This is a genomic window from Rhodococcus sovatensis, assembly GCF_037327425.1.
Lineage (GTDB): Bacteria > Actinomycetota > Actinomycetes > Mycobacteriales > Mycobacteriaceae > Rhodococcoides > Rhodococcoides sovatense.
Genome location: NZ_CP147846.1, coordinates 1,418,084 through 1,431,146 on the forward strand (window position 1 = coordinate 1,418,084; position 13,063 = coordinate 1,431,146).

Sequence of the window (13,063 nt, forward strand, 5' to 3'; positions counted from 1 at the left end):
TACGCGCACTATCCTCGAGCCATGGCGACGCTGGACGACGTGGAACTTTTGGTGAGCGAGCTGCCCGACGTGTCCACCGGTACGAGCTACGGAAACAGGGCGTGGTCTGTCGGAGGCAAGGTCTTCGCGTGGGAGCGGCCGTTCAGCAAAGCCGATATCAAGCGATTCGGGGACGAGTCGCCTCCGTCGGGACCGATCCTGGGAATCCGCACCGAAGATCTGGGGGACAAGGAAGCGATCCTGTCGGCGCATGCGAAATCATGCTTCACGATAAGCCATTTCGACGGCTTCTCGGCGGTCCTGGTTCAGGTGGAAGCTGCGGACATAGAGGAGCTACGCGAACTGCTCACCGATGGTTGGCTGGTCTACGCGCCCGCGGCGGTGGCGAAGGCCTTCTTGGGCGACCGGTGATCCGACAGGACGGATAGGGCTTCCTGTTCGTCCTTTCGGAGCATGCTCGGATCTACTGATCGAATCGGATGTCCTCGGTCGGCACAGCTCCCGTCGTCCTGCCCGGAGCTTTCTGATTGTCCCAGTACAGGTTGGTGTGCGCGATGACCTGCGCCGGAGGGGGAGCGCCCCACTTGCTCAGGTCTTCGGTTGTGTGCGCGTCGCTGACGAGAGTGGCGTCGTAGCCGCGGGCGAGGGCGCCGTGCAATGTGCTGCGGATGCAGAAATCGGTTTGCGCACCGGCTATGACGAGTGCGCCGACGGCCAGCTCGGCGAGAACGGACTCGAGCTCTGTTTCCTCGAACGAGTCGCCGAAAGTCTTGTGGATCAAGGGTTCGGAAGCATCTCTGGTGAGTTCGGGAACGTATTCCCACCCCGCTGACCCTTCGACCAGCTCTTCGGACGAATGTTGGACCCATACGATCGGCACTGCTGCCGCTCGTGCCTTCGCGACCAGCTCGGCGATTCGAGACACAACTGCGTCGGACTCGATCGAGGAGGCCATGACATCGTTCTGGACATCGACTACGAGCAATGCTGTGTTCGGACGGTCGGTCAGAGTGGTCATGGTTGCGACCATAGTCACCGCAGCGGAAACTGTGTGCCAGTCGCTTACAACCTCAGTAGACATCCCGGACGTATCGCTTCTCGGCCGCGAGAGCCCTCACGTATGCCTCGGCACTTGACGGGGCGAGCTTTCCATGTTGAGCGACAATGCCTTTCAAGGTGTTGTCGACGTCCTTGGCCATGCGTGTCGCGTCGCCGCACACGTAGAAGTGAGCCCCTTGCTGGAGCCATTTCCACACTTCCGCGCCGTTCTCGGTCATTCGATCCTGCACGTAGACCTTCGACGACTGGTCACGTGAGAACGCCACATCGAGACGGGTGAGAGATCCGCCGTCGAGCATGCTCGTCAGTTCGTCGCGGTAGTAGAAGTCGGTTGCCGCATGCTGTTCGCCGAAGAACAGCCAGTTCGGTCCTGAGTGGCCGAGTGCACGTCGCTCATGGAGGAATGCTCGGAATGGCGCCACGCCTGTTCCTGGCCCCACCATGATCATCGGTACCGTCGGGTCTTCAGGTGGCTTGAAGTGCGACGACTTCTGCACGAATATGCCGACGTCCTCGCCGGCTGCGTGATCAGCCAGATACGTCGAGCACACACCACGCCGCGGCACGCCGTGCACGTTGTAGCGCACGGTCGATACCGTCAGCTGCACCTCGTTCGGATTCTCTTTGGGGCTCGAAGAGATCGAATAGAGCCGCGGTTGAAGGGGTTTCAATACCGTCAGCCAGTCGTCGACACCGGCGCGCACCGGCGCATGGGTCAGCACGTCGATGGACTGACGCCCCCACAACCAATCCGTCAGCGCGCTTCTGTTCTCGGGCATCAGCAGTCGCTCGAGGTCTGCGTCCCGGGTGCGGGTTTGGACGAATCGGAGTAGGTCGGGCGTTGCCTTCGCGATCTCGAGCCGATCTCGAAGAGCCAGCCGCAGCGGCATCGAATCATGCCCAGCGATATCCACGACGGTGTCTCCGCCCAGCCCGGTCGCCTGCAGCCATTCATCGACGAGTGCATCGCTGTTGCGCGGCCACACTCCGAGAGCGTCCCCGGCCTCGTAGCTCAGAGTGCCCTCGGGAAGGTGAAAACCGAACTGGCGCACGTCTTTCGTAGACCCGGGTGCGTTCAGGGGCGTATTGCGCACGAGCGCGGTAGGAAGCGGTGCCTTCTTGCCGTACGTTGTGGCGGCTGGAGGGCGAACGTTTGCGACTGCCGTGCTTGGGGTCTCCGATGGCGTCAGCTTCGACAACACCCGCTCGAGCCACATCGACGACGCTTCCTCGTGGTCCGGCTCGCAGTCCACACGGCCGACGAGTCGCGCGGCGCCGAGCTCGGCGAATCGACTGTCGAGACGGCGACCGTTTCCGCAGAAATCGGCATAGCTCGAATCGCCGAACGCCAGCACCGAGAAGCGAATACCACTCAGATCCGGTGCTGGATCACCGGACAGGCCGTCGAGAAACGTCGTCCCGTTGTCGGGCGCTTCGCCGTCCCCGGTCGTGCTGCTGATCAGCAACACGTCGCTGTAGTCGGTCAACTCGGACGGCGAGAAGTCTTCCATGACGTGCTCTCGGACCGTCATCCCTGCACTCCGGAGCTGTTCGACGCAACCGAACGCGAACTCCTCGGCGTTGCCGGTCTGCGACGCCCACAGGACAAGGACCTGTTTCGTGTCTTCCTGCGCCCCGGGCACAGGAGCGGCTGCGTGCCGAGAGAACAGCCCGGCGAGCATCCCTTCGAGCCATGCCTGAGTCTCCGTCGACAGCGGCGTGGATGCCGGCAGCGTCGGGACACCAGGGAGGGCTGCATCAGCTCGTAGACCCGCGAGCAGCCCGGCGATGAAGCGCTGCTCGACGACTGGAAGCGGCAGGGGAGGGCCTGCGCACTCGCCGACGAGCTCGGAGAGTGCGTCGATCGGTGCCATGGATGCCGTGGACAGTTCGCGGTTCGATGTCGGCTGTGCAGCGGCCACTTTCGTCAGTGTCACAGCGCACACTTTGAACTCCGGCTGTTGCGAGAGCGGATCGATGGCGTCGTTGGTGACCGCATTGATCGACAGGTACTCGCCGAACAGGTCGTTCCAGTGAAACGGCGCGAAGCAATCTCCCGGTCGGACGCGGTCGCTCACGACCGCGGGGAGCACTGCTCGACCGCGACGTGAGGCGACCTCGATACGGTCACCCGCAGCAATTCCGAGGCGTGTGGCGTCGGTGGGGTGAATCTCGACGAACGGGCCGGGGTTCAGCTTGTTGAGCTTGTCGACCTTTCCTGTCTTCGTCATCGTGTGCCACTGATGTTGCAAGCGTCCGGTGTTGAGCAGGAACGGGTAGTCGTCGTCGGGCATCTCCGCCGGTGCCATCGAGGGGCGGGCAAAGAACTGCGCACGTCCGGTCGGAGTCGGAAACGACAATCTCGGGACAGTTCCGTCCTCGCGGGTTCGGAGGGTCTGACTGATTCCGTCGTTCAGATATCTGATCGGGTGCCGACCGTTGTCGTCGTTATTGTCGACGTCGTCCGGAGGGCACGGCCACTGCAGTGGGGTGTCGCGCAGACGCGAGTACGTCACGCCGCGCAGGTCGTATCCTGTGCGAGGGTTGGAGAAGCCCTTGATCTCCTCGAAGATCTCTTCGGCGCTCGAGTAGGTGAAGTGTTCTGCGTAGCCGAGTTCGCACGCCATCATCGCAATGATCTGCCAGTCCGGCATCGCTTGTCCGGGCGCATCCACGGCCTTCTGGAACAGGGTGAGTGTGCGTTCGGAGTTGATCATGACGCCCTCGGACTCGGTCCACAGCGAGGCGGGGAGTACGACGTCGGCGTATCCGTTGGTCTCGGTGTCCGCGAACGCGTCCTGAGTGATCACCAGCTCGGCACGTTCGAGGCCTGCGATGACCGTTCGTCTATTGGCTACCGAGGCAACGGGATTGGTGCAAATTACCCAGCAGGCCTTGATGTCACCGTCGGCCATCCGCGAGAACAAGTCGATGGTGCCACCGCCGACGTCGGTGCGCAGCGTCCCAGCCGGCAGATTCCACTTCTCTTCGACGAATGCGCGATCGTCCGCAGACAGGACTGCGCGTTGCCCGGGAAGCCCTGGCCCCATGTACCCCATCTCACGCCCACCCATGGCGTTCGGTTGCCCGGTGAGCGAGAACGGTCCACTGCCGGTGCGACAGATGGCACCCGTGGCGAGATGGAGGTTGACCAGAGCGTTGGTGTTCCAGGTGCCGTGCGTGGACTGGTTCAGCCCCATGGTCCAACAACTCATCCAGTTGCCGGACTCGCCGATCCACCGCGCGGCAGTGCGAATCGCCTCCTCCGGTATGCCGGTCTTGGCGCTGACCTGCTCGGGTGTGTAGTCGGCGAGGAAGTCCTCCATGACGTCCCAGCCATCGGTGAAGTCGTCGATGAAGTCCTGATCGATGTGCCCGTCAGCGACGAGCAGGTGGAGCAGGCCGTTGAGTAGATCCAGATCGGTTCCGGGTGCGATTTGCAGGTGGAGGTGTGCCTTGTCGGCGGTGGCGTTTCTGCGGGGGTCGACGACGATCAACTTCGCACCCTGCTTGACGCGGTCCATCATTCGGAGGAACAGAATCGGATGGCAGTCGGCCATGTTGGCGCCGGTTACCAGAAAGACGTCGGCGTGATCGAAATCGTCGTACGACCCGGGTGGACCGTCCGATCCGAGCGACAACTTGTATCCCGTGCCTGCACTGGCCATGCACAAGCGCGAATTCGATTCGATCTGGTTGGTGCCGATGAACCCTTTCGCGAGCTTGTTCGAGAGGTACTGCGCTTCGATCGACATCTGCCCCGACACGTACAGACCGAGAGCATCCGGGCCATGCTCGTCGAGTATTGCTCGCAGCTTTCTCGCGGTACGGGCGATGGTCGAGGCTGTGTCGGCCGGCTCGAAGTCATCACCTCGGGAATCGCGGGTCCGGGCGGTCTCGAGGCGGCCCGGTGCCGCGAGCATGTCCGAGGTGGTCGACCCTTTCGTGCACAAGCGCCCGAGGTTGGTGGGATGCGACTTGTCGCCGATCGACTTGACGACGGTTGCAGGTTCGTCGGGACGCTTACTGATCTGCAACGTCATGCCGCAGCCGACACCGCAGTACGCGCACACCGTCTTGACGGTGTCCACGCTGGTCTCGACTGTTCCTGTTCCCACGACACCCACCATCCTCAGCGCAGGATTCGGGTCGATGACACGTCCGTTAGCCCGACGTGACGTTGTCCTCACCGTCTGTCCTGAACTCCCGTGATGTCGAGGGCGATTCGCCGAAGGTCGAACTGAACGAATGCGACGAAACGGACATATGTGCTGGTAGGGGCTTTGACATCCAAGACTACTCGTGTGAGAGTAGTCGCGTGTCGTCCATTCGCCTGTACATTCTGGGGTCCCTCGCTCAACGAGGAGAGATGCACGGCCATCAACTCAAGCTGCTGGCCGAGGAAGAACGACTTCACATGTGGACCGACATCTCGGTGGGGAGCCTCTACGGGGCGCTGAAGCGCCTGCATTCGGAGGCTCTGATCACCGACGTTCGGACCGAACAAGAGGGAAACTTCCCGGCGCGGCAGGTGTATGCAATCACCGACTCCGGCCGTCGAGCCCTCGACGCGCTGCGACTCGAGGGCCTGACCAGCTACGTTCTGCGTCCAGATCCATTCGATCTGGCGCTCACCAGGCTCGATCCGGATCGCCTCGACCGACTTCCAGAGCTCATCGCAGCCAGAGTCGACCTGTTGAAAGAACTGTTGCGCACCACCCGGGAGGCGAATTCCCGGGCACGCCCGCACCTGTCTCTCGCCGAGACCTTCGCGCTCGAGCATCGCGAGAAGCGTCTTGTGGCCGAGATCGAATGGCACGACAGCCTCGTCCAGGCATTGCCGAATGTCGTAGAGGACGAGCGCACTCGAACGGACTTCCCGCAACCGCACTTCCCTCAACCTCACCTCCCTCAATCGCACCGACCGAAGGACTGAACACATCATGACCGAGTCCATCCCACGCGCGTCCGCACCTGGTGTGGAGGTGCCCCGTAGGGCTTGGCAGGCGCTGATCGTGCTGCTGCTCGGCATGTTCATGGCGCTTCTCGACACGACGATCGTGAACGTCGCGCTACCGACCATCGAGACGAGTCTCGACGCGTCCGAGGCGACATTGTCGTGGATCATCTCCGGTTACGCTCTCGCGTTCGGCCTTGCCCTGATTCCCTCGGGGAAGGTCGGCGATCGTGTCGGGCACAAGTGGGTCTTCTTCGCCGGCCTCGCGCTGTTCACCGTCGCCAGCTTCGCGTGTGGTCTGGCGCAGAACGACCTTCAGCTGGTGATCGCAAGAATCGTCCAGGGACTCGCGGGCGGCATCTTCGTCCCCGCCGTCACCGCGTTCATTCAGCTGCTGTTTCCGGGCCAGGTGCGTGGCAAAGCATTCGCCATCATGGGCGCCGTCATCGGAGTGTCCACTGCACTCGGACCGATCGCAGGTGGACTGATCATCGAGGCGTTCGGCAATGAAAACGGCTGGCGAGGTGTCTTCTGGGTGAACCTGCCGATCGGTGTGGTCGGCTTGATCGCCGCTGCCTTCCTGCTACCGAACCGGTCGGAGATCGAGTCCGAGACCCGGTCCGAAACCGGTATCGACTGGGTGGGATTGCTGCTCGTCACTGCAGGACTCGTTGCACTGTTGGTTCCGCTGATCGAAGGACAGGATCAGGGTTGGCCGGTGTGGACGTACATCACGCTCGCCGCCGGTGCACTGCTCATCGCTGCCTTCGGTGCCTGGGAAGTTCACTACACCAAGCGTGGGCACAACCCGTTGGTTCCCCCGAAGCTCTTCGCGCATCCCGCGTTCACCGGCGGCACGATCCTGGCCCTCGTGTACTTCGCATCCTTCACCAGCATCTTCTTCACTCTGTCGTTGCTGTGGCAGTCCGGCCTCGGCAACTCTGCGCTGTCGTCGGGCGCCGTGATGCTTCCGTTCGCCATCGGCAGCATCATCGCCTCCTCCCAGAGCAACAAGCTCACTCAACGACTTGGCCGAACCGTTCTACTCCTCGGAACGTCCTTGGTGGCCGTCAGCTTGATCTGGATGTGGATTCTGCTCGCCACCACCGATGCGTCCGAGCTGACAAACTGGAAGCTGTTGGTGCCGTTGTTGATCGGCGGGCTGGGCAACGGCGCATTCATCGCACCGAACGCACAGTTCATCGTCGCAACGGTCGATCGGCAGGACGCGGGGGCCGCCAGCGGCGTCATCTCGACGATGCAGCGCATCGGTAGTGCCGTCGGCATCGCCGTCATCGGGAGCGTGCTGTTCGGGTCTCTGAACATCACTGGACCCGATACGGTCGCAAGCGGATTCATGCACGCTGCGTCCGTCGCGATGGCCGTCAGCGCGGCATTCGGTGTTGTGGCTCTGCTGCTGGTGTTCGCGCTCCCCAAGCGCGTCGACGCGCCAGGGCCGCCGTCGCGCGAATCAGTGGATCATTAGGCGAGACTGCGCTTGTGTGCTTCCACGACTGACGTTGCGAGCGCCGCGATCTTGACGTTCATGTCCTGAGATGTCTTGCGTAGCATCTCGAATGCTTGATCGTCGGTGACGTCGTGCATCGCCATCAACAGTCCGATGGCCTTACCGATCTCGCGGTTGCTTTCGAGACCCCGGCGTAGGGTATTTGCCTCCTCGCCGGCAAGGATCGCCGACACCGTCACCGCCGCGAAGGCCGTCAACATGATGGCGTGGTCGGCGGTCTCGGAATCGAATGCGCCCGGGGTGTCGCTGAACAGGTTGATCGCGCCGACCTTCTTCTGGTCGAGCATCAGGCGGAATCCCATGGCTCCGCGGACCGGCGTACGCGTAACAACGCCTCTCGCCAGTGCCGGCCACGCGCTGGGCGCGAGGAAGTCCGGTTCGATCTGAGCGGCCTCGTTCTCGATGGCATCGAGGCACGGTCCCTCGCCCGTTGCCCGTTCGATGTCATCGATCGTGCGCGCGACCTGATCGGTCGCTGCGACCGTGACGGGCTTGCCCCGGTTGACGAGCATCAGGCTGGCATGGTCGCAGCCCGGCACGAGCAGGGTGGCCGCCACACAGATCGCGGTATAGATCTCCTCTGCACTGGAGCCTCGATAGACGATGTCCGCCAATGCAGCGAAGACGGTCGTGGGATCGGCAGACGCTGGGGCGCCTGCGAGCGATTCTTCCTCCATGGATACTCCGATCGAGTCAGTGCGAAGTCCCGGCGTGGCGTAGAGCGCCGCGCTGGACTGGTAAAGCTGCCAGCCTTCGACCAATCAGAGTACGCAGTGCTCACTAGTCGAGGTCGACTAGGCAGCACCGGCGCACGGCGGGGCTGGTGCATCCTCGGCGAACGGTTTGCCAGGAGGTTCGATATACGCGGCGTAGAGGACCACAGGAACAGTGCCGAGATTGGTGCCCTCGTGTACGTGATCAGCGTTTACTTCCTCGGCGATGACCTGGCCGGCCGGCGTCGATACCTGCGAACAGTCATGCAGGGTTCTCGTGAGAACCCCCTGCTCCACATATGCATAGACCGGACCGTCGTGATAGTGCCAACCCGTTGTCCCGCCGGGGGCGATCGTGATCTTGCGAGCGGTGAAGTCGGTGCCTGCAATATCGGCGCTGCCTGGAATCAGTGGGAAGGAGACGTGGGCGAGCGTCTCGGCGGTGACGCCGGACGGCGGCGTCGCCCCGGCAATCGCGCGGGACAGCCCGGCCGCTGCGATGCAGCAGAGTCCGACGGTACCGATCCGGCCTATCGATGTCATCGCGTGTTGCCTCTCATCAGAGTGCCCCGAACGAAACCAGACTAGAACCCACTCGACCTGGTGGGGTGGGTATCGAAGATTTGCTCTCGTGGTCCACTGAGTAGCCTTTCGTCGTGGATGAATCGCACGCGTTCGAATATGGAGTCGACGGGCCGAAGGTCATTCTGGCCGGAATCGACGGCTCGGAATCGTCGTGGAAAGCGGCGGCGTACGCGGCAGGGCTGTCGAGACGCCAAGGATCGCTGCTCGTGCTCGTCTATGTACAACCTCTGGCTACCGCAGCATGGGGGCAGGCCGGCATTTCGCTCGTCGAGACCGGCAAGGAGATCGCCGACGAGTTGCTCGCCTACATCGAAAAAGCAACGGCGCACACCGACGTGCCCAAGTGGGAATTCCGCACTGCCACAGGAGATCCCTTCAACGGAATCGTCGCTGTTGCCGAGGAACTGCGGGCGGACGCCATCGTCGTCGGGGCGTCGGAGCACGCTGGTCACCGAATGTTCGGCTCGGTCGCAGTGAGACTCGTCAAAGCCGGGCGTTGGCCGGTCACCGTTGTTCCGTGAGATTCGACAGTTGGGAGGGGCTTGTCAACGATGCATTGTTGATACACACGGCGATACATCTCAAACCCGTGGTGGAGGACACCGAGGCTCTACGGCCAGCGCGACGAATTGCAGTCCTCGAGGGCGCGCGGACCGTCGACGCGATATAGCGACTTTGATCACCATTGCGTGCCATCTCGTCGACCCGCAACCGGATCGAATTCCTGCGAGCTGACGTCCCTTCGAATGCGTGCATCGGTTGTACGCTGACTCGCTTTCTGGTCAGCACATCAGGATCAACGGCTACGGGCTGCGATCGGTGACGGCAGGTGGCGGATCAAGCACGTCTATCATCTTCAAGAGTTGTTCTCGCACTGCTGCAATCATCGTTCCAGCTCGCATGGCGATACCTTTGACCGGCCGGTCCGCGAGCAGCTCAGCCAAATGGTCGTCTGACTGATCGGTGGCCGATTCGTGCCCGACGAGCGCCGCCACGGAGACAGTCACGTCACGCCCTGCGAGGCGCTCACGAAAGAAACCCCTATGGCGTCGACCACAGCGATCGTCGGGTTGGTCTGACCACCATTTCGCAGCCCTGCAGGTAGCTGCGGGAGATGCTGACGTCGTGACTCGAATCGGCCGAAATCGCCTCTGCGACGTACGCGGTGGACAGCTCTCGATGCCGACCGGTGTCGTCGTGGGTTGCGGTAAGAGCAAACCACGAGTTCAGTGGCGGGTGCTTAGTTCGTCAGCGCTAGAGAGGGCACCGTTGTTCTCGCTGCGAACTGGGTCGGCTGGGTCGGCGTTGACGTTCTTCGTCGGCCGCAGTAGTGCCACGGCGACCACGCCCAACAGCATGAGGGCTGCCGCTGCGAACACCGCGATTCGGTCTCCGCCCGCTGCATCCGCGATGTGACTACCCGATGCTGCCGAAATCGCTACAAGCACAGCCAGGCCGATCGCATTTCCGATGTTGAGCGCAGTCGATGCGAGTCCGTTGGAGACGCCTTGCTGACTCGGTGCTACACCCGTAGCGGCCACGATCCACATCGCGGTCCACACGATGCCTTGTCCGAACCCGGAGATTATCAGGCCCGGCACAATCGCGGCATAGGATGATCCTTCCGAAAAGCCGAGTGCAAGAACGACCGTGCCCGGCAGCCCGATAGCGAATCCTATGAGCAGGGTTGTCCGTCCTCCCAAACGATTGACCAGCCGTTCGCCCACCTGGGTGCCGGTGGCGATGGCGATCGACGGCACCAGGAAGGCCAATCCTGTTTCCAGCGCGGAGAACTGGTGCACATTCTGTAGCAGAACGGTCAGGAAGTAGGGCAACGCACCGAATGTTCCCATGTATATGAAGGTGACCAACACTCCGACAGCGACGTTGCGATTGCCCAGCAGCTTCGGCGGCATCAACGGATCCGCCGAGCGGGTCTCGATGACGACGAACGCAACTGCCGACAGGACTGCGATGACAAGTGCCGCCACGATCGTCGTCGAGCCCCATCCATCGGACGGACCCTGAACGAGCGCGTAGACGAAGAGAGTTGCGGCAACGGTTACGGTCAAAGCCCCAGGGAAGTCGAACTTTCGACTCTCATGCTGTGGGTCATCTTTCGGAATCAGAACGAATGCAGCAATTGCGGCCACGCCTGCCAGCAGCACATTCACATAGAACACCGCCGGCCACCCGAACGCCTGAGTAAGCACTCCACCGAGCAAGGCGCCGAGAGTGAGGCCGCTCGCACCTGCGCCGCCCCAAATCGCAAGTGCACGGTTACGAGCGGGCCCTTCGGCAAACAAGTTTCCGATCAACGCCAGGGTCGAGGGGAGGAGAAGTGCGCCTCCAATACCTTGAACGGCCCGTGCGCCGACCAGCAGAATCGGCTCAGTCGCGAGGCCACCCACCAGCGACGAGACGGCGTAGATGGCGAGCGCGGTGATGAAGATTCGGCGACGTCCGAGCAGATCGGCGGCTCGACCTCCGAAGAGGAGGAACCCGCCGGCGAACACCGTGTATGCGCTGACGACCCATTGCTGGGTTTGCCCGTCGAAGCCGAGAGATGCACCGATGTCGGGTAGCGCGACGTACACGATGTTGATATCGAGCGAGAAGATCAGTTGCGCAAACGCGAGTAGGGCCAGTGACCAGCCCAGACGACGCGTTGTCGTTGGTGCTCTCATGGAGCCTCCTGTTGAATACGAAGTTTCGTTTGTACGCGAACAGTAGTCCTATTTGAGTCGAGTGTGCAACGGAACATCCGAACCGATGCGGTCTGTCGCTAGCCGGAAATGATCGACGGAAGGTCGTCGAGGTACTCCGCCACTGCATTCCGTAGCAAGCTATCGCTCGACAGTGCCTGGACTATCGATGACAGAAACCCGGGGAAGCGAGCATCGAGATCCACTCTGCGTAGGGAGAGCAAGTTCTCGCGTCCAGACGGTTCCTGGAAGATGACCCCTGCGTCGCGGAGCACCCTCCAGTGATGCGTCAGGGTGGACTTGGAGACGCCGTGGACGATGGAACCGCAGCGGTGTTGGTTGCCATCAGTGAGAGCGGCCACGATCGCAAGGCGCACGGGGTGCCCGAGAGCGCTGAGTACGTCTTCGAGTTGGATCTGGTCTCGGTTTGGCAGCAACATGAACCCGACCTTACTGGACTACGTAACTAGAACAATCGGTCTTGTGGGAATTGCCAAGAAGTCAGCCAGTACCAGATCACGGAACGTCCGCATGCTCTTGAGCGCCATTGCATCCCGACGCTTAGCTTTTCTCCAGCCGCACCATCAAGAAAGGCACCCTGTCTTGTCAGCGGTGCTATTCGGTCGGACGCACGAGCAGAATTGTCTACACGCAGCCCATTAGTCGAAACGGTACGAAGTACCAGTATTTCGGCTGCAGAAGCTCAGCAATCGTACCTGCGACCTACCATATTTGCAGGCAACCGTCGTCGAAGAGCCGGTCGTCGCGCACTGCGCGACGACCGGCTCGCGCAGGACTCATCGACAACGTCAAGCAACTTCTCCGAGTACAAACGTTATTGAGGAGCGGGGCTCGAACCCGCGACCAATGGATTGTGAGTTATATTTGACGTTTTCCCCATGGACCACCGTACACCCCTCGAAAGCCCGCTAACGTTGGCTTATAGCCGGTGATTCGGGTTCTGCGATCCTTCCAATCCCTTCGAAGCACTCCTCATCACACGGAAGCTGCTATCCCGGCGCGTATCCATGCCGTGGAGTGGGTGACGCATGCGCAAACGGAAAGGCTCTCGCCAATGATCAACGTTTCACGCATGGTTTTCTCGTCCGAGTTCTCCCCGGTGGTCGAGTTCACCGACGAAGTCGTCACGGTCACTCTGTCCGACAGTCAGGCCCTCACCTTCACTCGCGAAGAATGGGACACCCTGCTCGAAGAGGTCCGAATCGGTTTCGATCTTCACCAGGATGAGATGGCGACAGTCGACGCCATGATCGAAGATTTGCTCATCGCGCGACTACCAGACACCGTGCCCGCAGAGATGTCCCAAGGACGCTAATCAGCCTCGCGTCGGCCTAGCGGATTCTTGGGGTGTCGCGGGAGGAGCTCGCCGAGGTGGCTGGTCTGCCGTCGGACTGCGAAGCGGTGCTCGACCCCGAGCGTCCGTTCTTCTCAGCCGACTCGATCGACGCGTGGCGGGAACTTCTCAAGCCATGAACTTTCGGTGTCGTGAATCACC

At 61.8% G+C, this 13,063-nt stretch carries 14 protein-coding genes; 7 read left to right on the plus strand and 7 right to left on the minus strand.

What is annotated here, in order from left to right:
• Positions 1–21 precede the first annotated feature (21 nt).
• Positions 22–411, plus strand: a complete 390-nt coding sequence (locus WDS16_RS06610; RefSeq protein WP_338891422.1) for a hypothetical protein — start codon at positions 22–24, stop codon at positions 409–411.
• A gap of 52 nt (positions 412–463) precedes the next feature.
• Here the strand turns inward: WDS16_RS06610 and WDS16_RS06615 are convergent, their stop codons facing one another.
• Both WDS16_RS06615 and WDS16_RS06620 read right to left on the minus strand, forming a co-directional pair.
• Positions 464–1,018, minus strand: a complete 555-nt coding sequence (locus WDS16_RS06615; RefSeq protein WP_338891424.1) for a cysteine hydrolase family protein — start codon at positions 1,016–1,018, stop codon at positions 464–466.
• A 52-nt stretch (positions 1,019–1,070) separates the two neighbouring features.
• The gene (locus tag WDS16_RS06620) at positions 1,071–5,177 is read right to left on the minus strand and encodes a bifunctional nitrate reductase/sulfite reductase flavoprotein subunit alpha (protein ID WP_338891426.1); all 4,107 of its coding nucleotides are present in this window, start codon (positions 5,175–5,177) and stop codon (positions 1,071–1,073) included.
• A 200-nt stretch (positions 5,178–5,377) separates the two neighbouring features.
• Here WDS16_RS06620 and WDS16_RS06625 point away from each other — a divergent pair, with 200 nt between their 5' ends.
• Positions 5,378–5,995: a PadR family transcriptional regulator gene (locus WDS16_RS06625; RefSeq protein ID WP_338891428.1), complete on the plus strand. Its 618-nt coding sequence runs from the start codon at positions 5,378–5,380 to the stop codon at positions 5,993–5,995.
• A gap of 7 nt (positions 5,996–6,002) precedes the next feature.
• Positions 6,003–7,502, plus strand: coding sequence for an MFS transporter (locus WDS16_RS06630; protein WP_338891430.1), 1,500 nt, complete (start codon positions 6,003–6,005; stop codon positions 7,500–7,502).
• On the opposite strand, the gene WDS16_RS06635 is transcribed toward WDS16_RS06630, so the two are convergent.
• Positions 7,499–8,221: a GAF and ANTAR domain-containing protein gene (locus tag WDS16_RS06635; protein ID WP_338891432.1), complete on the minus strand. Its 723-nt coding sequence runs from the start codon at positions 8,219–8,221 to the stop codon at positions 7,499–7,501. The two genes, WDS16_RS06630 and WDS16_RS06635, sit on opposite strands and share 4 nt — an antisense overlap.
• A 117-nt stretch (positions 8,222–8,338) precedes the next feature.
• Positions 8,339–8,800 carry a cupin domain-containing protein gene (locus tag WDS16_RS06640; RefSeq protein WP_338891434.1) on the minus strand — a complete coding sequence of 154 codons (462 nt, stop codon included), beginning with the start codon at positions 8,798–8,800 and terminating at the stop codon, positions 8,339–8,341.
• Between the two features lie 113 nt (positions 8,801–8,913).
• On the opposite strand from WDS16_RS06640, the gene WDS16_RS06645 reads away from it, so the two are divergent.
• Both WDS16_RS06645 and WDS16_RS06650 read left to right on the plus strand, forming a co-directional pair.
• On the plus strand, positions 8,914–9,363 hold the full coding sequence (locus WDS16_RS06645; protein WP_338891436.1) for a universal stress protein: 450 nt from the start codon (positions 8,914–8,916) through the stop codon (positions 9,361–9,363).
• The gene (locus tag WDS16_RS06650) at positions 9,360–9,512 is read left to right on the plus strand and encodes a hypothetical protein (RefSeq protein WP_338891438.1); all 153 of its coding nucleotides are present in this window, start codon (positions 9,360–9,362) and stop codon (positions 9,510–9,512) included. The genes WDS16_RS06645 and WDS16_RS06650 overlap by 4 nt, the downstream gene beginning before the upstream one ends.
• Positions 9,513–9,645: 133 nt before the next feature.
• Here the strand turns inward: WDS16_RS06650 and WDS16_RS06655 are convergent, their stop codons facing one another.
• The 3 genes from WDS16_RS06655 to WDS16_RS06665 all read right to left on the minus strand — a co-directional run bounded on the left by WDS16_RS06655 (position 9,646) and on the right by WDS16_RS06665 (position 11,987).
• A complete protein-coding gene (locus WDS16_RS06655) occupies positions 9,646–9,849 on the minus strand; it encodes a hypothetical protein (protein ID WP_338891440.1) in 204 nt (67 codons plus the stop codon).
• A gap of 219 nt (positions 9,850–10,068) precedes the next feature.
• Positions 10,069–11,529 (minus strand): MFS transporter, encoded by a 1,461-nt coding sequence (locus tag WDS16_RS06660; protein WP_338891442.1) that lies wholly within the window; start codon positions 11,527–11,529, stop codon positions 10,069–10,071.
• A 98-nt stretch (positions 11,530–11,627) separates the two neighbouring features.
• Positions 11,628–11,987, minus strand: a complete 360-nt coding sequence (locus WDS16_RS06665) for a helix-turn-helix domain-containing protein (RefSeq protein ID WP_338891444.1) — start codon at positions 11,985–11,987, stop codon at positions 11,628–11,630.
• A gap of 653 nt (positions 11,988–12,640) precedes the next feature.
• Between WDS16_RS06665 and WDS16_RS06670 the strand changes: the two genes are divergently transcribed.
• Both WDS16_RS06670 and WDS16_RS06675 read left to right on the plus strand, forming a co-directional pair.
• Complete coding sequence (locus WDS16_RS06670) at positions 12,641–12,883, plus strand: hypothetical protein (RefSeq protein ID WP_338891446.1); 243 nt, start codon at positions 12,641–12,643, stop codon at positions 12,881–12,883.
• Positions 12,884–12,915: 32 nt separating this feature from the next.
• A complete protein-coding gene (locus tag WDS16_RS06675; RefSeq protein WP_338891447.1) occupies positions 12,916–13,041 on the plus strand; it encodes a hypothetical protein in 126 nt (41 codons plus the stop codon).
• The last annotated feature ends 22 nt before the right edge of the window (positions 13,042–13,063 follow it).